The organism is Variovorax sp. P4_B11 (assembly GCF_056402355.1).
Genome location: NZ_JBFUHO010000010.1, coordinates 113,105 through 138,509, shown reverse-complemented (window position 1 = coordinate 138,509; position 25,405 = coordinate 113,105). Strand labels below are relative to the sequence as shown.

The 25,405-nt window shown below is 69.1% G+C and carries 17 protein-coding genes; 11 read left to right on the top strand and 6 right to left on the bottom strand.

The features are described from left to right. Positions 1–23 precede the first annotated feature (23 nt). From dapB to AC1DYD_RS12630, 3 genes are all read left to right on the top strand, one after another. Positions 24–824, top strand: a complete 801-nt coding sequence (gene dapB / locus AC1DYD_RS12640; protein ID WP_478173100.1) for a 4-hydroxy-tetrahydrodipicolinate reductase — start codon at positions 24–26, stop codon at positions 822–824. Positions 825–1,003: 179 nt separating this feature from the next. After that, complete coding sequence (locus AC1DYD_RS12635) at positions 1,004–1,702, top strand: MotA/TolQ/ExbB proton channel family protein (RefSeq protein WP_478173081.1); 699 nt, start codon at positions 1,004–1,006, stop codon at positions 1,700–1,702. A 16-nt stretch (positions 1,703–1,718) separates the two neighbouring features. Next, a complete protein-coding gene (locus AC1DYD_RS12630) occupies positions 1,719–2,177 on the top strand; it encodes an ExbD/TolR family protein (RefSeq protein ID WP_478173080.1) in 459 nt (152 codons plus the stop codon). On the opposite strand, the gene AC1DYD_RS12625 is transcribed toward AC1DYD_RS12630, so the two are convergent. The 6 genes from AC1DYD_RS12625 to AC1DYD_RS12600 are packed head-to-tail and all read right to left on the bottom strand — an operon-like array spanning position 2,149 to position 13,330. After that, a complete protein-coding gene (locus tag AC1DYD_RS12625) occupies positions 2,149–4,668 on the bottom strand; it encodes a glycogen/starch/alpha-glucan phosphorylase (RefSeq protein WP_478173079.1) in 2,520 nt (839 codons plus the stop codon). The two genes, AC1DYD_RS12630 and AC1DYD_RS12625, sit on opposite strands and share 29 nt — an antisense overlap. Then, positions 4,665–6,146, bottom strand: coding sequence for a glycogen synthase GlgA (glgA, locus tag AC1DYD_RS12620; RefSeq protein ID WP_478173078.1), 1,482 nt, complete (start codon positions 6,144–6,146; stop codon positions 4,665–4,667). Before glgA ends, AC1DYD_RS12625 begins: the two co-directional genes overlap by 4 nt. A gap of 5 nt (positions 6,147–6,151) precedes the next feature. Further along, positions 6,152–7,444, bottom strand: a complete 1,293-nt coding sequence (glgC, locus tag AC1DYD_RS12615) for a glucose-1-phosphate adenylyltransferase (protein ID WP_478173077.1) — start codon at positions 7,442–7,444, stop codon at positions 6,152–6,154. A 58-nt stretch (positions 7,445–7,502) separates the two neighbouring features. After that, positions 7,503–9,542 (bottom strand): glycogen debranching protein GlgX, encoded by a 2,040-nt coding sequence (glgX, locus tag AC1DYD_RS12610; RefSeq protein ID WP_478173076.1) that lies wholly within the window; start codon positions 9,540–9,542, stop codon positions 7,503–7,505. A 16-nt stretch (positions 9,543–9,558) separates the two neighbouring features. Beyond that, positions 9,559–11,718 (bottom strand): 1,4-alpha-glucan branching protein GlgB, encoded by a 2,160-nt coding sequence (gene glgB, locus AC1DYD_RS12605; protein ID WP_478173075.1) that lies wholly within the window; start codon positions 11,716–11,718, stop codon positions 9,559–9,561. Next, the gene (locus AC1DYD_RS12600; protein WP_478173074.1) at positions 11,708–13,330 is read right to left on the bottom strand and encodes an alpha-glucosidase; all 1,623 of its coding nucleotides are present in this window, start codon (positions 13,328–13,330) and stop codon (positions 11,708–11,710) included. The genes glgB and AC1DYD_RS12600 overlap by 11 nt, the downstream gene beginning before the upstream one ends. A gap of 120 nt (positions 13,331–13,450) precedes the next feature. Between AC1DYD_RS12600 and leuS the strand changes: the two genes are divergently transcribed. From leuS to gshB, 8 genes are all read left to right on the top strand, one after another. Continuing rightward, positions 13,451–16,099, top strand: a complete 2,649-nt coding sequence (gene leuS, locus AC1DYD_RS12595) for a leucine--tRNA ligase (RefSeq protein ID WP_478173073.1) — start codon at positions 13,451–13,453, stop codon at positions 16,097–16,099. Further along, positions 16,096–16,605, top strand: coding sequence for an LPS-assembly lipoprotein LptE (locus tag AC1DYD_RS12590; protein WP_478173072.1), 510 nt, complete (start codon positions 16,096–16,098; stop codon positions 16,603–16,605). Before leuS ends, AC1DYD_RS12590 begins: the two co-directional genes overlap by 4 nt. Before the next feature lie 161 nt (positions 16,606–16,766). Next, on the top strand, positions 16,767–17,822 hold the full coding sequence (holA, locus tag AC1DYD_RS12585; protein ID WP_478173071.1) for a DNA polymerase III subunit delta: 1,056 nt from the start codon (positions 16,767–16,769) through the stop codon (positions 17,820–17,822). Positions 17,823–18,119: 297 nt separating this feature from the next. Next, positions 18,120–19,412 (top strand): glutamate-5-semialdehyde dehydrogenase, encoded by a 1,293-nt coding sequence (locus tag AC1DYD_RS12580; protein WP_478173070.1) that lies wholly within the window; start codon positions 18,120–18,122, stop codon positions 19,410–19,412. 262 nt (positions 19,413–19,674) lie between these two features. After that, entirely contained in the window at positions 19,675–20,973 is a 1,299-nt protein-coding gene (gene gshA / locus AC1DYD_RS12575; protein ID WP_478173069.1) for a glutamate--cysteine ligase, read from the top strand. Positions 20,974–21,127: 154 nt separating this feature from the next. Then, the gene (locus AC1DYD_RS12570; protein ID WP_478173068.1) at positions 21,128–22,996 is read left to right on the top strand and encodes a potassium transporter Kup; all 1,869 of its coding nucleotides are present in this window, start codon (positions 21,128–21,130) and stop codon (positions 22,994–22,996) included. Positions 22,997–23,152: 156 nt separating this feature from the next. After that, a complete protein-coding gene (locus AC1DYD_RS12565; RefSeq protein ID WP_478173067.1) occupies positions 23,153–24,442 on the top strand; it encodes a benzoate/H(+) symporter BenE family transporter in 1,290 nt (429 codons plus the stop codon). A gap of 1 nt (position 24,443) precedes the next feature. Then, positions 24,444–25,391 carry a glutathione synthase gene (gshB, locus tag AC1DYD_RS12560; RefSeq protein WP_478173066.1) on the top strand — a complete coding sequence of 316 codons (948 nt, stop codon included), beginning with the start codon at positions 24,444–24,446 and terminating at the stop codon, positions 25,389–25,391. Positions 25,392–25,405: the final 14 nt, after the last annotated feature.

Below are 25,405 nucleotides of genomic sequence, written 5' to 3'. Positions count from 1 at the left end.
ACTCTTCCGCTCCCCTTCTTCCCCTGCGGCGCATCGCCATCGCGGGCGCTTCCGGCCGCATGGGCCACATGCTGATCGAGGCCGTGCGCGAGGCCCCCGACTGCCGGCTGGCCGGAGCGCTCGATGTCGCCGGCAGCGCGGCGATCGGCACCGACGCGGCCGCCTTCCTCGGCTTCACGAGCGGGGTGCCGATCGTCTCGGAGTTGCGCAGCGGCCTGGCCGATGCGCAGGTGCTGATCGACTTCACGCGGCCCGAAGGCACGCTGGCGCACCTGGCGGTGTGCCGCGAGCTCGGCGTCCAGATGGTGATCGGCACCACCGGCCTCAGCGAGGCCCAGAAGGCCGAGATCGCCGACGCCGCCAAGGACATCGCGATCATGATGGCGCCCAACATGAGCGTCGGGGTCAACGTCACCTTCAAGCTGCTCGAAATGGCGGCCAAGGCGCTTTCCACCGGCTACGACATCGAGATCATCGAAGCCCACCACCGCCACAAGGTCGACGCCCCCTCGGGCACCGCCCTGAAGATGGGCGAGGTCATCGCCGGCGCGCTGGGCCGCGATCTCAAGGAGTGCGCAGTCTACGCGCGCGAGGGCATCACGGGCGAGCGCGACCCGTCGACCATCGGCTTCTCGGCGATCCGCGGCGGCGACATCGTGGGCGACCACACCGTGCTGTTCGCCGGCACCGGCGAGCGCATCGAGATCACCCACAAGTCGGCCAGCCGCGCGACCTATGCGCAGGGCAGCCTGCGCGCGGTGCGCTTCCTGGCCGGCCAGAAGGCGGGCCTGTTCGACATGTTCGACGTCCTCGGCCTGCGCTGAGCTCCGGATGAGCGCCGCGCCGGGCCGCCCCAAGCAAGCTCGCACCCCCTCGGGGGGCAGCGAGGACACGCAGTGCCGAGCGTGGGGGCTCCAATGAGCGCCGCGCCGGGCCGCCCCAAGCAAGCTCGCACCCCCTCGGGGGGCAGCGAGGACACGCAGTGCCGAGCGTGGGGGCCCGTGTGACTCTTCTGGAGCTGCTCCGCCACGGCGACGGCGTCAGCCGCTCGGTGGCGGTGCTGCTGCTCGCGATGTCGGTGGGCAGCTGGGTCGTGATTCTCTGGAAGGCCTGGCTGCTGCGCGGCGGCACGCGCGACGTGCTGCGCAGCATCGCGGCCTTCTGGCAGTCGGCCACGCTGCAGGACGCGGAAGCGCGCCTGCGGCCTTTCGACCGGGCGGCGCTGGTGCTGCCGGCGGTGCGCGCGATCAACAAGCTGGCGCTGCAGGCCGAGGCTTCGACGCTCGGCGGCCGGGTCGACCGGGCCCAGCGCGTCACGCGGATCCTGCGCGACGCCCTCCACGCGGCGCTGCGGCGGCTGCAGGCCGGGCAGATCCTGCTGGCCACGGTCGGCGCCACGGCGCCCTTCGTCGGCCTGCTCGGCACTGTCTGGGGCATCTACGGCGCATTGGTCGGCATCGCCGCCGAGACCGGCGGCTTCACCATCGACAAGGTGGCCGGCCCGGTCGGCGAGGCGCTGATCATGACGGCCTTCGGCCTGGCGGTCGCGATTCCGGCCGTGCTGGCCTACAACGTCTTCGGCCGGATGGTCGGCCGCATCGAGGCCGAGCTCGAGGGCTTCGCCCACGACCTGCTCGGCATGCTGGGCGAACCTGCGCCGCGCGAAGCCCCGCTGCCGCCCGCACGGCCGATGCCGGCTTAGGCGGCAGAGAGCCCGCATGGCCTTCGGTCGCACCTCGCTCGGCAGCAGCGCAAGCGGCGGCCGCTCGACCGGCGCCGGCGGCCAGCGGCCGCTGTCGGACATCAACGTCACGCCGCTGGTCGACGTGATGCTGGTGCTGCTGGTGATCTTCATCATCACCGCGCCGCTGATGGCGAGCTCGATCAAGCTCGACCTGCCGCGCACCGACGCCGGCCAGTCCAGCGACACGCCCAAGTTCGTCACGCTGGTGGTCGATGCGGCGGGCAAGGTGTACCTGAACGACCAGCCGGTGACGACGGAGGAACTGGCTGCGGGCCTGTCGAAGGCGGCCGCCGCCAACCGCGACACCGAGGTGCAATTGCGCGCCGACCAGACCGTGCCCTATGGCAAGGTGGTCGAGCTGATGGGCATCGCGAACAAGGCTGGATTGAACCGCATCGGGTTCGTCACCGAGGCGCCGCCGCAGAAGCCGTAGCCGGTTCAGCTGTCGCTGTCGGGCCCAGGGCCACCGGTCGCGTGTGCCAGATCTCGTGCGCGTACTGCGCAATGGTGCGGTCCGACGAGAACTCGCCCATGCCCGCCACGTTCAGGATGGCCATCCGCGTCCAGGCGTCGGCATCGCGGTACAGCGCGTCGACCTTGCCCTGGGCCTCGATGTAGCTCGCGTAGTCGGCCAGCAGCAGGTAGTGGTCGCCCCAACTGACCAGCGCGTCGAAGATTTGCTGGTAGCGTGCCGGCTCGGTGGGCGAGAACAGGCCATCGCGGATGCTGTCCAGGGTGCGCTGGAGTTCCGGGTCGGCCTCGTAGATGCCGCGCGGGTGGTAGCCGCTGGCCCGGATGTCGGCGACTTCGGGCGTGGTGTTGCCGAAGATGAAGAAGTTCTCGGCGCCGACGTTGTCGCGCATCTCGACGTTGGCGCCGTCGAGGGTGCCGATGGTCAGCGCGCCGTTGAGCGCGAACTTCATGTTGCCGGTGCCCGAGGCCTCGGTGCCGGCGGTCGAGATCTGCTCCGACAGGTCGGCCGCCGGCATGATGACCTCGGCCAGGCTGACGCTGTAGTTCGGCAGGAACACCACCTTCAGCAGCTTGCCGACCCGCGGGTCCTCGTTGATGACCCTGGCCACGTCGTTGATCAGCCGGATCACCAGCTTGGCCATCTGGTAGGCCGAGGCGGCCTTGCCGGCGAACACGATCACGCGCGGCACGTGGCCGGCGTCCGGCTCCGCGAGGATGCGGTGGTAGCGCGTGACCACGTGCAGCACGTTGAGCAGCTGCCGCTTGTACTCGTGCATGCGCTTGACCTGGACGTCGAACATCGCGTCGGTGTCGATGTCGATGCGCAGGTGCTCGTCGATCCAGTTGGCCAGCCGCAGCTTGTTCTCGCGCTTGGCGTGGCGGAAGGCGCGCACGAAGGCCGGCTGCTGCGCCATCGGCCGCAGCGCTTCGAGCTGCGTCAGATCGCGCCGCCAGCCGCGGCCGATGCGTGCGTCCAGCAGCGCGGCCAGCGGCGGATTGGCCTGCGCCAGCCAGCGGCGCGGCGTCACGCCGTTGGTCTTGTTGTTGAAGCGCTCGGGGAAGAGCCTGTTGAAGTCGGCAAAGATCGATTGCTTCATGAGCTCCGAATGCAGCCCCGAGACGCCGTTGACCGAGTGGCTGGCGAGCACCGCCACGTAGGCCATGCGCACCCGTCGTTCGCCCGATTCGTCGATCAGCGAGAGCCGCCGCAGCAGCTCGACGTCGTGCCCGTGCGCCTGTGTGATTTCGGCCAGGAAGCGCGAGTTGATGTCGAACAGGATCTGCAGGTGGCGCGGCAGGATGCGGCCGAACATCTCGACCGGCCAGGTCTCGAGCGCCTCGTGCATCAGCGTGTGGTTGGTGTAGCTGAAGACCTTCTGCGTATGGGCCCAGGCGGCGTCCCAGGGCAGGTCGTGCTCGTCGATCAGGAGCCGCATCAGCTCGGGCACCGCCAGCACCGGGTGGGTGTCGTTGAGGTGGATGCTGACCTGGTCGGGCAGGGCGTCGAAGTCGGTGTGGTTGCGCAGGTAGCGGTGCAGCAGGTCCTGCACGCTGGCGCTGACGAAGAAGTACTCCTGGTGCAGGCGCAGCTCTCGGCCGGAGGGCGTCGAGTCGTCGGGGTAGAGCACGCGCGAGACGTTCTCCGAATGGTTCTTGCTCTCCACCGCCTCCATGTAGTTGCCGCGGTTGAAGGCCGAGAGGTCGATCTCCTCGGTCGCCTTGGCCGACCACAGGCGCAGCGTGTTGGTGGCTTGCGTGCCGTAGCCCGGGATGATGGTGTCGTAGGCCATCGCGAGCACGTCGTGGGTGTCGACCCAGTTGGCCGCGCCATAGGGCGCGTTCTTGCCCTCGCGCCGCTGCAGGTGGCCGCCGAAGCGCACCCGGAAGCTCACTTCGGGGCGCTGGAACTCCCACGGGTTGCCGCGCGTGAGCCAGTAGTCGGGCTGCTCGACCTGCTGGCCGTCGACGATGCGCTGGCGGAACATGCCGTATTCGTAGCGGATGCCGTAGCCCATGCCCGGCACGCCGAGCGTGGCCATCGAGTCGAGGAAGCAGGCGGCGAGCCGGCCGAGGCCGCCGTTGCCCAGGGCGGCATCGGGCTCGCGCTCGGACAGCGCCTGGATGTCGACGCCGAAGTCGGCCAGCGCCTGCCTGACCGTCTCCTGCAGCTCGAGCGCCAGCAGCGCGTTGGTGAAGGTGCGCCCGATCAGGAACTCCATCGACATGTAGTAGACGCGCTTGAGCTTCTGCGCGTACTGCGCGCGCGTGGTGCCCATCCAGCGCTCGACCAGCTGGTCGCGCACCGCCAGCGCGGTGGCGTGCAGCCAGTCGTCGGGGCTGGCCGCGAACGGGTCCTTGCCGACCGCATAGATGAGCTTGTTGGCGACCGCGCGCTTGAAGGCTGCGACGTCGCGATCGGGATGGTCGTACTTGAAGTCTTCGATGGTCATGGGGGTTGGGATGGGCGTGGGTTCAGGGCTTCGGCATAGACGCCGAGGTATTGCGCGGCGGCGCTGCCCCAGTCGGCGGGGCGGCGCATGGCGCTGGCGCGGACGGCGCGCCAGTCGGCCGGGCGCCGGTAGAGCGCGAAGGCGCGGCGCACCGCGCGCGCATAGCCTTCGGTTCCGAACGCGTCGAAGGAAAAGCCGGTGGCGTCGCCGCTGGCCATGTCCTCGAGCGTGGCGTCGACCACCGTGTCGGCAAGGCCGCCGACCCGGTGCACCAGCGGCAGGCAGCCGTACTTGAGCCCGTACATCTGGGTCAGCCCGCAGGGCTCGAAGAGCGAGGGCACGAGCGTGACGTCGCCGGCGCCGAACAGCCGGTGCGCGGTCGCCTCGCTGTAGCCCAGCGTGACGCTGACCGACTGCGGTGCATCGGCCGCGCGCTGCCTGAAGGCCGCCTCGAGCCAGGCATCGCCGCTGCCGAGCAAGGCCAGCTGGCCGCCCTGGGCCAGCAGCGCATCGAGGCCCTCGAGCACCAGGTGCAGGCCTTTCTGTTCGGTCAGCCGGCTGACCAGCACGAACAGCGGCGCGTCGTGCTGCGGCGCCAGGCCGAGTTCGTCCTGCAGCGCCGCCTTGTTGCGGGTCTTGCCGACCAGGCGGCGCAAGTCGAATCGGTGCGGGATCAGCGCATCGGTGGCCGGATTCCAGACCTGGTCGTCGACCGCGTTGAGGATGCCGCTGAGCGCGTCCGCGCGGCTGCGCAGCAGGCCGTCGAGGCCGAAGCCCTGTTCGGGCGTCTGGATCTCGCGCGCGTAGGTCGGGCTCACGGTCGTGAGGCGGTCGGCGAAGCACAGGCCGCCCTTTATGAACGAGAGCTGGCCGTGGTATTCGAGGCCGTTGATCGAGAAGGCCGCGGCCGGCAGGCCCAGTTCGGCGAAATGCGAGGCCGCGAACAGTCCCTGGTAGGCCAGGTTGTGGATGGTGAACACGCTGCCGACCTTCGGGCCGTGGCCGCGTGGCGCGAAGGCCATGTAGGCCGGCGCCAGTGCCGCGTGCCAGTCGTGCGCATGCACGATCTCCGGCCGCCAGGCGGCGTCGAGTCCCTGGGCCAGCTGCGCCGCGGCCCAGCCGAGCAGCGCGAAGCGCCGGTGGTTGTCGCTGTAGGGCTGTCGGCGCGGGTCCTCGTAGGGATTGCCGGGACGGTCGTAGAGCGCCGGCGCGTCGATGATGTAGATGGCCGTGTCGGGCGCGCCGGCGGTCGCGATTCGCCCGAGCAGCAGCTGCGCGCGCTCGCCCCAGGGCGCGGTCAGTTCGGCCACCGGCACAGCGTCGGCGACGCCGGAAAGGATCGCCGGGAAGCCCGGCAGCAGCACGCGCGCTTCCTGCCCGGCGGCCATCAGCGCCAGCGGCAGTGCACCGGCGATGTCGGCCAGCCCTCCGGTCTTGAGCAGGGGGAAGATTTCGGCGCTGACCTGGAGGATCCTCATCGTTCTCAGGGCGCCAGCCGCTTCAGCATCTCGCGCGTCACCAGCACCACGCCGCCTTCGGTGCGCTCGAAGCGCGCGGCATCGGCCACCGGGTCCTCGCCGATCACCATGTCGTCCGGGATCACGCAGGCGCGGTCGATCACGACCTTGTTCAGCCGGCAGCCGCGGCCGACCTCCACGTCCGGCAGCAGGACCGCCTCGTTGACCTCGCAGAAGGAATGGATGCGCACGCCCGAGAACAGCACCGAACTGCTGACCTTGGAGCCCGAGACGATGCAGCCGCCCGAGACGATGGTGTTGACCGTCATCCCGTGCTTGCCGTCGCGGTCGAGCACGAACTTGGCCGGCGGCAGCTGCCGCTGGTAGGTCCAGATGGGCCAGTCGGTGTCATAGATGTCGAGCTCGGGAGTGATCGAGGCCAGGTCGAGGTTGGCTGCCCAGAATGCATCAATCGTGCCCACGTCGCGCCAGTAGGCGTTGGCGCCGGGCCCGCGGCTGGCGCGGGTCACGCAGGACATGCCGAAAGGATGGGCCAGCGCCCGGCCCTCGGCGACCGCGCGCGGAATGATGTCCTTGCCGAAGTCGTGGCTCGAATCGGGGTTGGCGTTGTCTTCCTCGAGCAGCCGGTAGAGGTATTCGGAATCGAAGACGTAGATGCCCATGCTGGCCAGCGCGATGTCGGGGTTGCCCGGCATGGCCGGCGGATCGGCGGGCTTCTCGAGGAAGGCGGTGATCTTGCGGTCGTCGTCGATCGCCATCACGCCGAAGGCCGTGGCCTCCATGCGCGGCACCTCGATGCAGCCGACGGTGCAGCCGCGGCCGCTGGCGACGTGGTCGATCAGCATGATCGAGTAGTCCATCTTGTAGATGTGGTCGCCGGCCAGCACCACCACGTAGTCGTGCGGCGTCGACCGGGTCTGGATGATGTCGAGGTTCTGGTAGACCGCGTCGGCCGTGCCGCGGTACCAGTGCTCGTCGCCGACCCGCTGCTGGGCCGGCAGCACGTCGACCATCTCGTTGAGTTCGGCGCGCAGGAAGCTCCAGCCGCGCTGCAGGTGGCGCATCAGCGAGTGCGACTTGTACTGCGTCACCACCGCCATCCGCCGGATGCCCGAGTTGAGGCAGTTCGACAGCGCGAAGTCGATGATGCGGAACTTGCCGCCGAAGTAGACCGCCGGTTTGGCTCGCCGGTCGGTGAGCTGCTTGAGCCGGGAGCCGCGGCCGCCGGCCAGCACCAGCGCGATGGTGCGGCGAACGAGTTGGTGGGCCTGCAGGGTGGGTTGCGCGACATCGTCCATCGGTTGCCTCCATTGGTTTTCTCGGTGATTCCAGCCTAGCACCGCGGTGCGCGAAGTGTCATGTTCTTGCGACCCAGAGGCTGCCGCGGGGCAGTGTCCGGGTGGGGTGGAAGGATTCGGCGGCCGCCGCGTCGACGGCCGGGTCGCTGGCCAGCCGGTGCGTCCAGCGTCCCGGCGGCAGGGTGAATTCGACGTCGGCGCCGCCGGCGTTCAGCAGCAGCAGCCAGCTCGGAGCCGGCGCCGGCGCCTCGAACAGGATCGCCAGCGCATGACGGTCGCCGCGCTGCCAGTCCTCGCTGCGCATGGCGTGGCCTTCGGGCGCCAGCCAGCGCAGCGCGGTCGCGCCCGTTGCGGGCTCGGCCGGCCACCATCGCGTGCTGCGCAGGGGTTCGGCCTCGCGGCGCAGCGCCAGCAGGCGCGCGATGTAGGCGGCCATGCCGGCGTCGGCGCGCGCCCAGTCCAGCCAGGTCGTGGTGTTGTCCTGGCAATAGGCGTTGTTGTTGCCGCGCTGGGTATGGCCGATCTCGTCGCCGGCCAGCAGCATCGGCGTGCCCTGGGAGAGCAGCAGCACCGCCAGCAGCACGCGCTGCAGGCGTCGGCGCTCGGCCAGCACCCGCGGGTCGTTGGTGTCGCCCTCGACGCCGCAGTTGCGGCTCAGGTTGTGGCTGCTGCCGTCGCGGTTGCCTTCGCCGTTGGCAAGGTTGTGGCGTTCGCTGTAGCTCAGCAGGTCGCGCAGGGTGAAGCCGTCGTGCGCGGTGATGAAGTTGACGCTGGCGCTCGGGGCGCGGCCGTTGCGCTTGAAATCGTCGCTCGAGGCCGTGAAGCGATGCGCGAATTCGCCGACGGCCTCGCAGCGCCGCAGCCAGAAGCCGCGCTGGGCATCGCGGAAGCGGTCGTTCCATTCGAGCCAGCCGGGCGGGAACTCGCCCAGCCGGTAGCCGCCCGGGCCGATGTCCCAGGGTTCGGCGATCAACAGCGTGCGCGACAGCACAGGGTCCTGCGCGATCGCCGCGAGGAAGGGCGCGCGCGGGTCGAAATGGCCGTCGGCGCCGCGTGCCAGCACCGGCGCGAGGTCGAAGCGGAAGCCGTCGACGCCGAGTTCGCAGACCCAGTAGCGCAGGCTGTCCATGACCAGCTGCAGCACGCGCGGTTCGGCCAGGTTCAGGCAATTGCCGCAGCCGGTCCAGTTCTGGTAAGCCGCGCGGTCGTCGGGGCGCAGGTGGTAGTAGAGCGCGTTGTCGATGCCGCGCAGGCTCAGCGTCGGCCCCAGCGCGTCGGTCTCGGCGCTGTGGTTGTAGACCACGTCGATCACCAGCTCCATGCCGCGCGCGTGCACTGCGTCGGCCAGGGCGCGGAACTCGCTCGCCGGCGTGCTGCCGGGGCGGCCGCTCCAGTAGCGCACTTCGGGCGCGAACCAGCCGATCGAGCTGTAGCCCCAGTAGTTGCCGAGGCCCTGCGCGAGCAGGCGCGACTCGTCGGCGCGCTGCTGGACCGGCATCAGGCTCAGCGTGGTGACGCCGAGGCGCTCGAGATGGTCGAGCACCGCCGGCTCCGCGAGGCCGGCATAGCTGCCGCGCAAGCCCTCGGGAACGTCCGGATGCAGGCGGGTCTGGCCACGCACGTGGACTTCGTAGAGCACGCGGTCGCCGGCCGGGATGCGGCTGTGCCCGGGCGGTGCCGCGGGCAGTGGCGCCGCGACGCGGGCCTTGAGCGCGATCGCCGCGTTGTCCCGGGTGTCGCGCCGCTCCGGGTGCGCAGGGTCGTGGCCCAGGAACAGGTCTTCGCCGCCGTAGCGGCCCACGATCTCGCGGGCGTAGGGGTCCAGCAGCAGCTTGGCGGGATTGAAGCGCAGGCCTTCGCGGGGCGCCCACGGACCATGGACCCGCCAGCCGTAGACCAGGCCCGGTCGGGCGCTCGGCAGGCGGGTGTGCCAGACGCCGTCGGTGCAGGCGCTCAGCTTGAGGCGCTGCTGTTCGTGCGCGCCGCTGCTGTCCAACAGGCACAGCTCGACCGCCGTGGCGTTCGGCGCGGCGAGCGCGAAATTGACGCCTTCGGGGCTCGGCGTGGCGCCCAAGGGCAGGGGCGTGCCGTCGATCATGCGCGGCACCCCGGCCTCACGCGAGCACCCACATCAAGGTTCCCAAGGGCGGCACCGAGATCACCATCGACCGGGCCCGGCCATGCCAGGGCACGGGTTCGCTCGCGATCGGCCCGTTGCCGACGCCGCTGCCGCCGTACACGGCGTTGTCGGTGTTGATGAGTTCGCGGTAGGTGCCCTCCGCGGGCACCCCCAGCCGATAGCCGATCCGCGGAACCGGCGTGAAATTGCACACCGCCAGCACGAAGCGGCCGTCGCGCGCTCGCCGCACGAAGGAGAACACCGAATGGTCCGCGTCGTCATGGCAGATCCACTCGAAGCCCTCGGTCTCGCAGTCGAGTTCGTGCAGCGCCGGGAAGTGGCGGTAGACGTTGTTGAGGTCGCGCACCAGCCGCCGAATGCCCTGGTGCGCCGGCTGTTCGAGCAGGTGCCAGTCGAGGCTGTGGTCCGCGTTCCATTCCGCGAACTGGGCGAATTCGCCGCCCATGAACAGCAGCTTCTTGCCCGGGTAGGCCCACAGGTAGCCATAGAGGTTGCGCAACCCGGCGAACTTCTGCCAGTTGTCGCCGGGCATGCGGCCGATCATCGAGCCCTTGCCGTGCACCACCTCGTCGTGCGACAGCGGCAGCACGAAGTTCTCGCTGAAGGCGTACATCAGGCCGAAGGTGATGCGCTGGTGATGGTGCTTGCGATAGACCGGGTTGATGCCGGCGTAGGCCAGCGTGTCGTTCATCCAGCCCATGTTCCACTTGTAGTGGAAGCCGAGGCCGCCGTTCTCGGGCGGCCGCGTGACGCCGGGGAAGCTGGTCGACTCCTCGGCCAGGGTCACGGCGCCCGGCCGCTCGACGCCGACCACGCGGTTCATGCGGCGCAGGAACTCGATCGCCTCCAGGTTCTCGCGGCCGCCGAGCGCGTTGGGCACCCATTCGCCGGCCTTGCGGCTGTAGTCGCGGTAGAGCATCGAAGCCACCGCGTCGACCCGCAGGCCGTCGACGCCATAGCGCTCGAGCCAGTAGAGCGCGTTGCCGACCAGGTAGTTGCGTACCTCGGTCCGCGCGAAGTTGAAGATCAGCGTCTGCCAGTCGTTGTGGAAGCCCTCGCGCGGGTCGGCGTACTCGTAGAGCGCGGTGCCGTCGAAGTTCGCGAGGCCGTGCGCGTCGGTCGGGAAGTGTGCCGGCACCCAGTCGAGGATCACGCCGAGCCCGGCCGCATGCGCGGCCTCGACGAAATGGCGGAAATCGCCCGGCGTGCCGAAGCGCGAGGTCGGCGCGTAGAGGCCGATCGGCTGATAGCCCCAGGAGCCGTCGAAGGGATGTTCGCTGACCGGCAGCAGTTCGATGTGGGTGAAACCCATGTCGCGCGCGTAAGGCACCAGGGTGTCGGCCAGCTCGCGGTAGTCGAGCCATTCGTGGCCGTTCTTGCGCCGCCAGGAGCCGAGATGAACCTCGTAGATGCTGACCGGGGCGTCGCGGCCATTGGCTTCGGCGCGTCCGGGCGGCAGACGGACCGGCGCCGGCAGGGGCTGCACCACGCAGGCGGTGTCGGGCCGCAGCCGGGCCGAGAAGCCGAAGGGATCGGCCTTGCGCAGCACCTGGCCCTGCGCCGACAGGATCTCGAATTCGTAGCTGTCGCCGGGCGCCACGTGGGGCGCGAAGATCTCCCAGACACCGCATTCGCGGCGCAGCCGCATCATGTGGCGGCGGCCGTCCCATTGATTGAAGTCGCCGACCACCGAGACCCGGCGCGCGTTCGGCGCCCAGACCGCGAAGGCGACGCCGCGCACGCCGCCGATTTCGCGCAGGTGGGCGCCGAGCTGTTCGTAGGGCCGCAGGTGCGTGCCTTCGGCCAGCAGCCAGACATCGGTTTGGCCCAGCACCGGCGGGAAGCGATAGGGGTCCTCGAGCGCCGACTTGTGCGCGCCCCAGTCGACTTCGAAGCGATAGCCGAGCCGGGCCTGCGAGGCCGGCACCAAGGCGGCGAAAAGATCGGTGTCGCCCTGGCGGTCGAGTTCGGCCAGCGGCCAGCCCGAGCCCGAGTGCAGCACCGCGACGGACTGGGCGCCGGGCAGCAGCGCGCGCACCCACAAGCCCTCGTCCGTCTGGTGCGGACCGAGCACGGCGAACGGGTCGCCATGCTCGGCGCGCATCAAGGCACGGACTTCGGCGTCAGGCAGCATGCAGGGGCTCTCCCATGAAAACGCCGAAAGGCGGCAGCGCGAGTGCGCGGCCATCGAGCTCGGCGCTGGCGAACGGTGATCCGGCCAGCGGCTGCAGGGCCTGCGCCAACTGCAGCGTCGCCGGCGTGTCTGACAGATTGAACACCGCCTGCAGCGCCTTGTCACCCTCGCGCCGTTCGAGCCACAGCAAGGGCTCGGGCGCCTCGAGGAATTTCATGCGGCCGGTGCGCAGCAACGGCTGCGTGCGGCGCCAATGCAGCAGTGCCCGGCTGTAGTGCAGCATCGACTGCGGGTCGCCGGCCTGCTGGTCGATGGCCAGCGCCAGGTGGGCCTCCGGCACCGGCAGCCAGGGCAGGCCGTCGGTGAAGCCGCCGTGGGGCTGGTCGGACCGCCACGGCATCGGCGTGCGGCAGCCGTCGCGGCCCTTGAACTCGGGCCAGAAGGCGCGGCCGTACGGGTCCTGCAACAGCTCGAACGGCACCTCGGCCTCGGGCAGGCCGAGCTCCTCGCCCTGGTAGACGCTGGCACTGCCCCGCAGCGACAGCAGCAGCGCCAGCCAGAGCCGGTCGCGCCGGGTGTCGACCGAGCCGGCGGCGTTCCAGCGGCTGGCCACGCGCGGCACATCGTGGTTGGAGACCGCCCAGCAGCCCCAGCCGTCGGTCTTGTCGAGGGCCCTGTCCAGCGCCTCGACCTGGGTCTGCAGGTGGCGCGCGCTGTGCTCGCTGGTCAGGAGGCTGAAGCTGTAGGCCAGGTGCAGCCGCTTGTCGCGTTCGGTGTAGCGGGCCATCACGGGCGGCGCGTCCTCGTCGCCGACCTCGCCCAGCGCGACCGCGCCGTAACCGTCGAGCAGCCGGCGCAAGCGTTCGAGGAACAGCAGGTTCTCGGGCTGGCTCTTGTCGTACAGGTGCTGCTGCATCGCATAGGGGTTGTCGGCCCGCACCGTGCTGACCTCGCCGCCGTTCGCGGGCGGGTTGTCGCGCAATTGCGCATCGTGGAATTGGTGGTTGCAGGCGTCGAAGCGGAAGCCGTCCACCCCGCGCTCGCACCAGAACTTCACCTCTCCGAGCAGCGCCTCCTGCACTGCCGGGCAATGGAAATTCAGGTCGGGCTGCTCGGCCAGGAAGCTGTGCAGGTAGTACTGGCGCCGGCGCGAATCCCATTGCCAGGCCGAACCGCCGAATACCGACAGCCAATTGTTGGGCGGCGTGCCGTCGGGGCGGGGGTCGGCCCAGACGTACCAGTCGGCCTGCGGGTTGTCGCGGCCGGCGCGGCTGGCCGCGAACCACGCATGCTGGTCGGAGGTGTGGGACAGGACCTGGTCGATGATGATCTTCAGGTCGAGCCCGTGGGCCCGGGCCAGCAGGGCGTCGAAGTCCTGCAGGGTGCCGAAGGTCGGGTCGACCGCACGGTAGTCGGACACGTCGTAGCCGAAATCCTTCATCGGCGAGCGGAAGAAGGGGGAGATCCAGATCGCGTCCACCCCCAGCCTGGCCACGTGGTCCAGGGTGCCCGTGATCCCCGGCAGGTCGCCGATGCCATCGCCGTTGCTGTCCATGAAGCTGCGCGGGTAGATCTGGTAGATCACCGCGCCTCGCCACCAGTCGTTGACCATGCGTGCCCCTCGGGTATGCAAATCATTGTGGCATGCGAGAACTGGGCCATCGCCGTACCCGCGATAATTCGCCTTCCCGGCCGCCTGGCGCCGGGTCGTTGCCGAGTGCCAAGAGTGCCCATGAACCCCAGCTACAAACCCGCCGATGTCGAGTCCGCCGCCCAGGCCCACTGGACCGCGGCCGATGCCTACCGCGTGACCGAGGACGCGCGCAAGAAGAAATACTACGCCTGCTCCATGCTGCCTTACCCCAGCGGCAAGCTGCACATGGGCCACGTGCGCAACTACACGATCAACGACATGCTCACGCGCTACCTGCGCATGAGCGGATACAACGTGCTGATGCCGATGGGTTGGGACGCCTTCGGCCTGCCGGCCGAGAACGCCGCGCTTAAAAACGGCGTTCCACCGGCGAAATGGACCTACGAGAACATCGGCTACATGAAGGGCCAGCTCCAGGCGATGGGCCTGGCGATCGACTGGAGCCGCGAGATCGCCACCTGCGACCCGAGCTACTACAAGTGGAACCAGTGGCTGTTCCTGAAGATGCTCGCCAAGGGCATTGCCTACCGCAAGACCCAGGTGGTCAACTGGGACCCGGTCGACCAGACCGTTCTGGCCAACGAGCAGGTGATCGACGGCAAGGGCTGGCGCACCGGCGCCACCGTCGAGCGGCGCGAGATCCCGGGCTACTACCTCAAGATCAGCGACTACGCCGAGGAACTGCTCGAGCACACCCAGCACAAGCTGCCGGGCTGGCCCGAGCGCGTCAGGCTGATGCAGGAGAACTGGATCGGCAAGAGCGAAGGCCTGCGCTTCGCCTTCACGCACAAGATCAAGGACGACAAGGGCCACCTGATCCAGGGCGGCCGCATGTACGTCTTCACGACCCGTGCCGACACCATCATGGGCGTGACCTTCTGCGCCGTGGCGCCCGAGCATCCGCTGGCCGCCCATGCCGCGAAGTCCAACCCCAAGGTCGCGGCCTTCATCGCCGAGTGCAAGGGCGGCGGCACCACCGAGGCCGAGCTCGCCACGCAGGAGAAGAAGGGCGTCCCCACCGGCCTCACCGTGACCCACCCGATCACCGAGGAGCCGATCCCGGTCTGGGTCGGCAACTACGTGCTGATCAACTACGGCGACGGCGCCGTGATGGGGGTGCCGGCGCACGACGAGCGCGACTTCGCCTTCGCCAACAAGTACGGCATCGAGATCATCCAGGTCGTGCTGGTCGACGACGAGCCGCACTTCGACTACCACCGCTGGCAGGACTGGTACGGCGACAAGCAGCGCGGCGTGACCATCAATTCCGACAACTTCAGCGGCATGCACTACCCGGAGGCGGTCAAGGCGGTGGCCCATGCGCTGGGCCAGAAGGGCCTGGGCGAGACGCAGACCACCTGGCGCCTGCGCGACTGGGGCGTGAGCCGCCAGCGCTACTGGGGCACGCCGATCCCGATCATCCATTGCGAGGCGCACGGCGCGGTGCCGGTGCCCGAGAAGGACCTGCCGGTCGTCCTGCCGACCGATTGCGTGCCCGACGGCTCGGGCAATCCGCTGGCCAAGCACGAAGGCTTCCATGCCGGCGTCGTCTGCCCGGTCTGCGGCAAGCCCGCGCGGCGCGAGACCGACACGATGGACACCTTCGTCGACAGTGCGTGGTACTTCATGCGCTACTGCGATCCGAAGAGCGACGACGCCATGGTGGCCGACGGCGCCAAGTACTGGATGCCGATGGACCAGTACATCGGCGGCATCGAGCACGCGATCCTGCACCTGCTCTACGCCCGCTTCTGGACCAAGGTGATGCGCGACCTCGGCTTGGTGAAGGTCGACGAGCCCTTCAGCAAGCTGCTGACGCAGGGCATGGTGCTGAACCACATCTTCTTCCGGCGTGGCGAAAAGGGCGGCAAGGAGTACTTCCCGCCTGCCGAGGTCACGCCGGTGCTCGACGCCCAGGGACGCATCACGGGCGGCACGCTGGCCGACGGCACGCGGGTGGAGTACGGCGGCGTCGGCAAGATGGGCAAGACCGAGCGCAACGGCGTCGATCCGCAGGACCTGATCGAGAAGTACGGCGCCGACACCGCGCGCCTCTACACCATGTTCACCGCGCCGCCGGAGGCGACGCTGGAGTGGAACGACGCCGCGGTCGAGGGCAGCTACCGCTTCCTGCGCCGGGTCTGGAACTTCGGCGTCGCGCAGCATGCGGCGGCGGCGGCCGAGGCCGGCGCGGCTGCGGCCGGCCAGCCCGTGTTCGGCAAGAACGCCAAGGCGCTGCGCCATGAAGTCCACACGGTGCTGCGCCAGATCGACTACGACTACCAGCGCATGCAATACAACACGGTGGTGTCGGGCGCGATGAAGCTGCTCAATGCCCTCGAGGGCTTCAAGCCGGCCGCGGCCGACGCCGGCGATCGCGCCGCCGTGCGCGAGGGCTTCGGCATCCTGCTGCGCTGCCTCTACCCGGCGACGCCGCACATCGCGCATCAGCTCTGGCAGCAGCTCGGCTACGACAAGGACCAGGGCGACCTGCTCGATGCGTCCTGGCCGACGGTCGATGTCAGCGCGCTCGCGCAGGACGAGATCGAGCTGATGCTGCAGATCAACGGCAAGCTGCGCGGCTCGCTGCGCGTGCCGGCCGCGGCCAGCAAGCCGGAGATCGAGAAGATCGCGCTGGCCTGCGAAGCCTTCGTGCAGCACGCCCCAGGCGCGGCCGCCAAGCGCGTGATCGTGGTGCCGGGCCGGCTGGTCAACGTGGTGCTATGAGCCGGGCGATCGGACGCTCGCCGCTGCCGCGGCGCGGTTTTCTGGCGGTCGCGGCTGCGCTGGCGCTGGCGGGCTGCGGCTTCGAATTGCGCAAGGCGCCGACCTTTGCCTTCAAGAGCATCGCCGTGACGGGCACTTCCCCGTTCTCGAACTACCTGCGGCGGCAGCTCAAGGCTGCTGGAACCGTGGAGGTGCTGCCCGCAGACCAGGCCGAGAAGGCCGAGGCGGTGCTGGAGCTCCTCGGCGAGAGCCGCAACAACGTCGTGCTGTCGACCACGACCGACGGCCAGGTGCGCGAACTGCAGCTGATCCTGACCCTGCGCTTCAAAGTGCGCGGCCCGGGCGGCAAGGAGCTGCTCGGACCGACGGAGATTCAGCAGTCGCGCGACATCACCTACAACGAGACTGCCGCACTCGCCAAGGAAGGCGAGGCCGAGCTTCTGTACCGCGACATGCAGAACGACATCGCCCAGCAGGTGCTGCGCCGGCTCGCAGCGATCAAATGACGCTCGCCCCCAGGTTGCCCGGCACTGCGTGTCCGGGCGCCCACCCCCTGCCGGGGGCAACACCAGCGGCCCGGCAAAGCCGGTTCCGCGGTGTTTCACCCACGGGCCTGGCTGCGCCGGCCGGCACGCCGGCGCCTTGTCGGTTTTTGGGCTAGGCGCTGATGCAGCTGAATCCTTTGCAACTGGCCGCCCACCTCGCGAAGCGGGTGGCGCCGCTCTATGTCATCCATGGCGACGAGCCGCTGCTGGCGCAGGAAGCTGCCGATGCGATCCGTGCCGCGGCACGTGCCCAGGGCTACACCGAGCGCAGTTCGTACACCGTGGCCGGCGCCCATTTCGACTGGAGCGCGGTGCTGGCGGCCGGCGGCTCGCTGAGCCTGTTCGCAGATCGGCAGATCGTCGAGATCCGGATCCCCTCGGGCAAGCCCGGCAAGGACGGCAGCGCCGCGCTGCAGCAGATCGCCGAGGCCGCGCCCGGCAACGACAGCACGCTCACGCTGGTGCTGCTGCCAAGGCTCGACAAGGCGACCCGGAGCGCGGCTTGGTTCGCTGCACTCGAGACCCATGGCATCAGCCTGCAGATCGATGCCGTCGAGCGTGCCGCGCTGCCGCAGTGGATCGCCCAGCGCCTGGCGCTGCAGGGCCAGCGCGTGAAGGCCGGCGAGGAAGGCCAGCGGACCTTGCAGTTCTTCGCCGACCGGGTCGAGGGGAATTTGCTGGCGGCGCACCAGGAGATCCAGAAGCTCGCGCTGCTGCACCCCGAGGGCGAACTCGGCTGGGAACAGGTCGAGGGCGCGGTCAACAACGTCGCCCGCTACGATGTCTTCAAGCTGTCGGAAGCGGTGCTCGGCGGCAATCCCCAGCGCGTGTCGCGCATGCTCGATGGCCTGCAGGCCGAGGGCGAGGCCGAGGTGCTGGTGCACTACACGCTGGCCGAGGACATCCGGGCACTGAAGCGCGTGAAGGATGCGATGGCGGCCGGCCGGCCGTTGCCGATGGCACTGCGCGAGAACCGCATCTGGGGCCCGCGCGAGCGCGCCTTCGAGCGCGTGCTGCCGCGGCTCGACGACCGGGCATTGGCCCGAATGCTGCGCGCCGCCCACGTGGTCGACGGCATCGTCAAGGGCCTCAAGCAGCCTGACTGGCCGGCCAACGGCTGGCAAGCCCTGCATCGGCTGGCGCTGATGCTGTGCCGCGCCTGCGGACCTAGGGGATGACCCCCCGAAGCGCCTGGCGGCGCCTCCCCCCAAGGGGGGCAACACCAGCGGCCTGGCAAAGCCAGTTCCGCGGTGTTTCACCAACGGGCCTGGCTGCGCCGGCCGTCAAAAGAGACGGCGCCGTACTTTTTTTCGGCTGTGCGCAGCGCGCCCGTTGGTGGGCAGTCGCGGAACCGGCTTTGCCGGGCTGCTGACTGCGCCCCCGGCAGGGGGTGGGCGCCCGGACACGAAGTGCCGGGCAACCTGGGGGCGAGCTACATTCCCCGCCGCCTTTGGACCTCGCGGCACAATCCGGGGATGAATACCTTGAATGTCTCCGAGTACGTCCAGACGCTCGGGCTGCAGGCCAAGCTCGCTTCGGCCCTGATGGCACGGGCGGACGCCGCCACCAAGAACAAGGCGCTGAAGGCGCTGGCGCGCCGGCTGCGCGCCGCCGGCGCGCCGCTGGCCGAGGCCAATGCGAAGGATCTGTCGCGGGCCGAGGGCGCCGGCCTGTCGGCGCCGATGGTCGACCGCCTCAAGCTGACGCCGAAGGTCATCGAGACCGTGGCGCAGGGCTGCGAACAGCTGGCCGCGATGTCCGACGTGATCGGCGAGGTCATCGGCATGCGGCAGCAGCCCAGCGGCATCCGGGTCGGCCAGATGCGGGTGCCGATCGGCGTCTTCGGCATGATCTACGAGAGCCGCCCCAACGTGACCATCGAGGCCGCGAGCCTGGCGATCAAGAGTGGCAACGCGGCGATCCTGCGTGGCGGCTCCGAGGCGATCGAATCGAACAAGGCGCTGGCCCGGCTGGTCGCCGAGTCGCTCGAGGAAGCCGGCCTGCCGGTCGATGCCGTGCAACTGGTCGCCACCACCGACCGCGAGGCCGTGGGCCAGCTGATCGCGATGCCGCAGTTCGTCGACGTCATCATCCCGCGCGGCGGCAAGGGCCTGATCGAGCGCATCAGCCGTGACGCGCGGGTGCCGGTCATCAAGCACCTCGACGGCAACTGCCATGTGTACGTCGACCACACGGCCGAGCTCGACATGGCGCTGAAGATCGTCGACAACGCCAAGACCCAGAAGTACAGCCCCTGCAACGCGGCCGAGGGCCTGCTCGTGGCCTCCTCGATCGCCGAGACCTTCCTGCCCGAGATCGGCGCCATCTTCGCCGCCAAGGGCGTCGAGATGCGCTGCGATCCGGCGGCGGCGCAGATCCTGCGCGCGGACGGCGCGCACCTGCCGGCCGACAAGGTGGTCGATGCGGTCGAATCGGACTGGTCCGAGGAATACCTGGCCGCGGTCATCAGCATCAAGGTGGTGGAGGGCGTGGACGAGGCCATCGCGCACATCAACCACTATTCGAGCCACCACACGGATGCGATCGTCACGCGCGACCACATGAACGCCCAGCGCTTCCTGCGCGAGGTCGATTCGGCCAGCGTGATGGTCAATGCGAGCACCCGCTTCGCCGACGGCTTCGAGTTCGGCCTCGGTGCCGAAATCGGCATCAGCACCGACAAGTTCCATGCGCGCGGCCCGGTCGGCATCGAAGGGCTGACCTCATTGAAATACGTGGTCCTCGGACAAGGCGAAGTGCGGACATAGTTCAGACGACCGGCCGGCGTAGCCAGGCCCGTTGGTGAAACACCGCGGAACTGGCTTTGCCAGGCCGCTGGTGTTGCCCCCGGAAGGGGGCTGAGGAGCCGCGGCTCCAAGCCTGCCTGCGCAGGCTTGGACGGCTTCGAAGAGCCGCTGCCTCTGGCAGCGACTCGAGGCGACTACTGGGGGCGAGCTTGTGTTCAGGGCGTCCGCCCCAAAATCTACAATCCCCGTTCTAGCTCAGGCACAAATCCAACAAGGCCGCCGCATGGTCCCCCATCTCGTCACCGCCCTGACCGGCCCGATCAACGAACTCGAGCAGCGCGTGCTCGACTCGACCCCTGCCATCGAGCGTTGGTTCCGGCTCGAATGGATGGAGCACACGCCACCGTTCTACAGCTCGGTCGACATCCGCAACGCCGGCTTCAAGCTGGCGCCGGTCGACACCAACCTCTATCCGGGCGGCTGGAACAACCTGACGCCGGAGATGCTGCCGCTGGCGGTGCAGGCGGCCCAGGCCGCGATCGAGAAGATCTGCCCCGAGGCGCGCAACCTGCTCGTGATCCCCGAGAACCATTCGCGCGACACCTTCTACCTGGCGAACGTCGCGCAGTTGGTGCGCATCTTCCACATGGCCGGGCTCAACGTGCGGGTCGGCTCCATCGACCCGGCGATCAAGTCGCCGAAGAAGATCGAGCTGCCCAACGGCGACACGGTCTGCCTGGAGCCGGTGGTGCGCAGCAAGCGCCGCCTGGGGCTGAAGCACTTCGACCCCTGCACCATCCTGCTCAACACCGACCTGTCGGCCGGCACGCCGGGCATCCTCGAGGACCTGCACGAGCAGTACCTGCTGCCGCCGCTGCACGCGGGCTGGTCGGTGCGCCGCAAGAGCAACCACTTCCACAGCTACGAAGAGGTGTCGAAGCGCTTCGGCAAGCTGCTGGGCATCGACCCCTGGCTGATCAACCCGATGTACGCCAAGGCCGCCGACGTCAGCTTCGCGACCGGCCAGGGCATCGACGTGCTGACCAGCCACGTCGACGCGCTGCTGACCAAGGTCCGCCGCAAGTACAAGGAATACGGAATCAACGAGAAGCCCTTCGTGGTCGTCAAGACCGACAACGGCACCGCCGGCCTGGGCGTGATGACGGTGCGCGACGCCAAGGAGATCGAGGCCCTGGTTCGCCGTCCGCGCGCCAGCAAGGCGGGCGCCTCCAGGGAGGGCCAGGAACCCGGCGACCTGATCGTCCAGGAAGGCGTGCTGACCAACGAGCGGGTGCACAACGGCGTCGCCGAGCCGGTGGTCTACATGATGGACCGCTATGTCGTCGGCGGTTTCTACCGGGTGCATGCCGAGCGCAAGCCGGACGAGAACCTCAACCTGCCGGGTGCCAGCTTCGTTCCATTGGCATTTTCGGAAAGTGCGCACTTACCGCAACCCGGTGCCAAGCCCGGTGCGAGCGCGCCCAACCGTTTCTACATGTACGGCGTGATCGGCCGGCTCGCGATGGTGGCGGCCAGCTACGAACTCGAGGCCACCGACCCGGATGCAGAGGTCTATGAATGATTTCGGACTACAGCTTGCGGACCGGCGCGGCAACGGCAAAATAGCGGCCCCATAACAACGCAAACGACAGGGTGGAAGGCGATTCAGCGGCCGAAGCGGGCCGTACCAGCGCCCCGCGGTGTGCTGCACGCCGGCGACCCTTTGCAGCCATTCCGTGTCCGCCCCTAAATCCTCCTCCGCTGCGCTGATCCTCGCGGCCATCGGTGTCGTCTACGGCGACATCGGCACGAGCGTCCTGTATGCGGTCAAGGAGGTGTTCGGCCACGGCCACGTCCCCTTCACCACCGACAACGTCTACGGCATCCTGTCGATGTTCTTCTGGACCTTGACGGTGATCGTCTCGCTGAAGTACGTCGTGCTGGTGTTGCGCGCCGACAACGAGGGCGAAGGCGGCCTGGTGGCGATGCTCGCGCTGGCCTCGCAGGCGGTGTCCGGCAAGCCCCGGCTGCGGCAGGTGCTGCTGGTGGTCGGCATCTTCGGCACTTCGCTGTTCTATGGCGACGGCGTGATCACGCCGGCGATCTCGGTGCTGTCGGCGGTCGAGGGCCTGGAGGTGGTGTCGCCGCAGTTCCGGCACTACGTGATCCCGATCACGCTGGTCGTGCTGTTCGGCCTGTTCGTGGTCCAGAAGCGCGGCACGGCGGGCATCGGCCGCTTCTTCGGTCCGATCACGCTGGCCTGGTTCTTCGCCATCGCGGTGCTCGGCGTGTCGCAGATCCTCACCCATCCCGAGATCCTCAAGGCGATGAGCCCGCATTACGCGCTGCGCTTCATGTGGAACAACCCGGTCACCAGCTTCATCATCCTGGGCGCGACCGTGCTGTGCGTGACCGGCGCCGAGGCGCTCTACGCCGACCTCGGGCACTTCGGCAAGAAGCCGATCCGCATCGCCTGGTTCTCGGTCGTGATGCCGGCGCTGACGCTCAACTACTTCGGCCAGGGCGCGCTGCTGCTCGAGAACCCGCTGGCCGTGAAGAACCCGTTCTTCATGATGGCCCCCGAATGGGCGCTGCTGCCGCTGGTGTTTCTGGCCACGGCGGCCACGGTGATCGCGTCGCAGGCCCTCATCACCGGCGCCTTCAGCGTCACCCGCCAGGTGATCCAGCTCGGCTACCTGCCGCGCATGAACATCGAGCACACCAGCGTGCGCACCGCCGGCCAGATCTACATCCCCTTCGTCAACTGGGGCCTGTTCGTGGCGATCGTGCTGGCGGTGGTGATGTTCCGCTCGTCGAGCAACCTGGCGGCGGCCTACGGCATCGCGGTGACCACCGACATGCTGATCACTACGGTGCTGACCTTCTTCGTGATCCGCTACGCCTGGAAGTACCCGCTCGTCCTGTGCATCGCGGCCACCGGCGCCTTCTTCTTGGTCGACTTCCTGTTCTTCGCCTCGAACCTGCTCAAGCTGTTCGACGGCGGCTGGTTCCCGCTCGTGATCGGCGGCTCGATCTTCATGCTGATGCTGACCTGGAAGGAAGGGCGCCGGCTGATGGGCGAGACTCAGCTGGCCGAAGCCATCGACCTGCGCGGCTTCCTCGACTCGGTCTTCGTGAGCCCGCCGGCGCGGGTCGACGGCACGGCGGTCTTCATGACCGCCGAGCCCGGCGTGGTGCCCAACGCGCTCCTGCACAACCTCAAGCACAACAAGGTGCTGCACGACCAGAACCTGTTCGTGACGGTGCGCAATCACGAGGTGCCGTGGATCCCGATGGACAAGCGCATCGAGATGGAGGCGCTGGGCCACCACTGCTGGCAGGTGGTGGTGCACTACGGCTTCAAGAACGAGATCGACCTGCCGCGCGCGCTCGAGAATGCGCGCCTGCGCGGCTGCCAGCTCGAGCCGATGGCGACCAGCTACTTCCTGTCGCGCGACGTCGTGATCCCGACGCTGGGCAGCGGCATGGCGCCCTGGCGCGAAAAGCTGTTCGCGCAGATGCATCACAACGCGAGCGGGGCGGCGGACTTCCTGGGTCTGCCGAACAACGCCGTCGTCGAACTCGGCTCGAAAATTGAAATCTAGTTCGTTCACGCAGCCCGCCACGGCCTGGCCGGCGCAGCCCGGCCCGTTCGGGAAACACCGCGGAACCGGCTTCGCCGGGCCGCCGGTGTTGCCCCCGGTAGGGGGTGGGCGAAGCGACACGGAGTGCGCGCAGCCTGGGGGCGAGCAACAATATCTATGCGTTTTTTCAAGGACCTGAGCCTGTCGGCCTTTACCGCCGGCTTCGTCGCCGTGCTGGTCGGCTTCACGAGTTCCGTGGCGATCGTGTTCCAGGCCGCACAGGCCTTCGGCGCCACGCCCGAGATGATCTCCTCCTGGATGTGGGCGCTGGGCCTGGGCATGGGCCTGGCCTCGGCGCTGCCTTCTCTGTGGTGGCGCAAGCCCGTGATGATCGCCTGGAGCACGCCCGGCGCCGCGGTGCTGGCGGTCGCCGGCGCCGGCTTCAGCATGAACGAAGCGGTCGGCGCCTTCATTGTCTGCGCGCTGCTGATGGCCCTGGCCGGCGCCACCGGCTGGTTCGAGCGGGTGATGAACAGGATCCCGATGGCGCTGGCCTCGGCGTTGCTGGCCGGCGTGCTGGCGCGCTTCGGGCTGCAGGCCTTCGTCGCCGCCCAGACCGCGCTGCCGCTGGTGCTGCTGATGCTCGGCGCCTACCTTGCGGGCAAGCGGCTGCTGCCGCGCTATGCGGTGCCGCTGACCCTGGGGGTCGGTATCGCCTTCGCCGCGGCGCGCGGCGAGCTGGCGTGGAGCGCGGTGCATTTCAGCCTCGCGCTGCCGGTGTTCACGATGCCGGTCTTCAGCTGGCAGGCGGTGGTCAGCCTCGCGCTGCCGCTGTTCGTCGTCACCATGGCGTCGCAGAACCTGCCGGGCGTGGCCGCGATCCGCGCCGCGGGCTACGAGCTGCCGGTGTCGAAGCTGATCACGATCAGCGGCCTTTTCACATTGGTGCTGGCGCCCTTCGGGGCCTTCGCGCTGAATCTCAGCGCCATCACGGCCGCGATCTGCATGGGGCGCGAGGCGCACGAGGACCCGGCGCGGCGCTACACCGCGGCGGTAAGCTGCGGCGCGATCTACGTCGTGATCGGCCTGTTCGGCGCCGCCGTCACGGGGCTCCTGACCGCCTTCCCGAAGGAACTGGTCGCGACCATCGCCGGCCTGGCGCTGCTCGGCACCATCGGCGGCGGGCTGGCCGCGGCGGTGCGCGACGAGCCGCACCGCGAGGCGGCGCTGATCACCTTCCTGGTCACGCTCTCGGGCGTCACGCTGGCGGGCATCGGCTCTGCCTTCTGGGGCGTGGTGGCCGGTGCCCTGGCCCTGGCGATCCAGCAGTTCGGCCGCAAACCCCACGCCGGCACGGACATCGCGTCTGCCTGCAAGATCCGGCTCGACGAGCGATCGGGCACCTCGGGGCCGGCCGCGACATCCCCCTCAACGGCAACGGCTCCGACTGCCGGAAAGACCTCCTGACATGCACATTCTCTTCGTTGCCGACCCCCTGGATCATTTCAAGATCTACAAGGACACCACCTTCTCGATGATGCGCGAGGCCCAGCGGCGCGGCCACACGCTGTCGGTCTGCGAACCGCGCCACCTGGGCTGGCGGCGCGGCGGGCTGGTGACCGCGAAGGCGCGCGCGATCGTGCTGACCGGCGACCCCGACGACTGGTACCGCGAGGAGCCGGCCGAGGAGCGGCCGCTCAAGGGCTACGACGTCGTGCTGATGCGCAAGGACCCGCCCTTCGACGCCGAGTACATCTACGCCACCCACCTGCTCGAGCAGGCCGAGCGCGAGGGCGCCCGCGTGGTCAACAAGCCGCGGGCGCTGCGCGACCACCCGGAGAAGCTGGCGATCATGGAGTTCGCCGAGTTCACCACGCCGACGCTGGTGACGCGCGATGCGGCGTCGGTGCGCGCCTTCCACGCCGAGCACCAGGACATCATCCTGAAGCCGCTCGACGGCATGGGCGGCATGGGCATCTTCCGCGTCAAGGCCGATGCGCTGAACCTCGGCTCGATCATCGAGACGCTCAACAAGAACGGCGCCGAGACGATCATGGTGCAGCGCTTCGTGCCGCAGATCTCGGAAGGCGACAAACGGGTGCTCGTGATCGGCGGCCGCGCCGTGCCCTACAGCCTGGCGCGCATCCCGCAGGGCACCGAGGTGCGCGGCAACCTCGCGGCCGGCGGCAAGGGCGTGGCCCAGCCGCTGACCGACGACGACCGCCGCATCGCCGAGACGATCGGCCCGGTGCTGAGCCAGCGCGGCCTGCTGCTGATCGGCCTCGACGTCATCGGCGGCTCGCTGACCGAGATCAACGTCACCAGCCCGACCTGCTTCCAGGAGATCACCGAGCAGACCGGCTTCGACGTGCCGGCGATGTTCATCGATGCGCTGGAAGCGCATGTGAAGTCGTGAAGGTCGAGCGCATC

Excerpts from the sequence above, each read along its gene's own strand:
- AC1DYD_RS12630 (WP_478173080.1), top strand. The coding sequence starts at position 1,719 with ATGGCCTTCGGTCGCACCTCGCTCGGCAGCAGCGCAAGCGGCGGCCGC.
- AC1DYD_RS12625 (WP_478173079.1), bottom strand. The coding sequence starts at position 4,668 with ATGACCATCGAAGACTTCAAGTACGACCATCCCGATCGCGACGTCGCA.
- glgA (WP_478173078.1), bottom strand. The coding sequence starts at position 6,146 with ATGAGGATCCTCCAGGTCAGCGCCGAAATCTTCCCCCTGCTCAAGACC.
- glgC (WP_478173077.1), bottom strand. The coding sequence starts at position 7,444 with ATGGACGATGTCGCGCAACCCACCCTGCAGGCCCACCAACTCGTTCGC.
- glgX (WP_478173076.1), bottom strand. The coding sequence starts at position 9,542 with ATGATCGACGGCACGCCCCTGCCCTTGGGCGCCACGCCGAGCCCCGAA.
- glgB (WP_478173075.1), bottom strand. The coding sequence starts at position 11,718 with ATGCTGCCTGACGCCGAAGTCCGTGCCTTGATGCGCGCCGAGCATGGC.
- AC1DYD_RS12600 (WP_478173074.1), bottom strand. The coding sequence starts at position 13,330 with ATGGTCAACGACTGGTGGCGAGGCGCGGTGATCTACCAGATCTACCCG.
- leuS (WP_478173073.1), top strand. The coding sequence starts at position 13,451 with ATGAACCCCAGCTACAAACCCGCCGATGTCGAGTCCGCCGCCCAGGCC.
- AC1DYD_RS12590 (WP_478173072.1), top strand. The coding sequence starts at position 16,096 with ATGAGCCGGGCGATCGGACGCTCGCCGCTGCCGCGGCGCGGTTTTCTG.
- holA (WP_478173071.1), top strand. The coding sequence starts at position 16,767 with ATGCAGCTGAATCCTTTGCAACTGGCCGCCCACCTCGCGAAGCGGGTG.
- AC1DYD_RS12580 (WP_478173070.1), top strand. The coding sequence starts at position 18,120 with ATGAATACCTTGAATGTCTCCGAGTACGTCCAGACGCTCGGGCTGCAG.
- gshA (WP_478173069.1), top strand. The coding sequence starts at position 19,675 with ATGGTCCCCCATCTCGTCACCGCCCTGACCGGCCCGATCAACGAACTC.
- AC1DYD_RS12565 (WP_478173067.1), top strand. The coding sequence starts at position 23,153 with ATGCGTTTTTTCAAGGACCTGAGCCTGTCGGCCTTTACCGCCGGCTTC.
- gshB (WP_478173066.1), top strand. The coding sequence starts at position 24,444 with ATGCACATTCTCTTCGTTGCCGACCCCCTGGATCATTTCAAGATCTAC.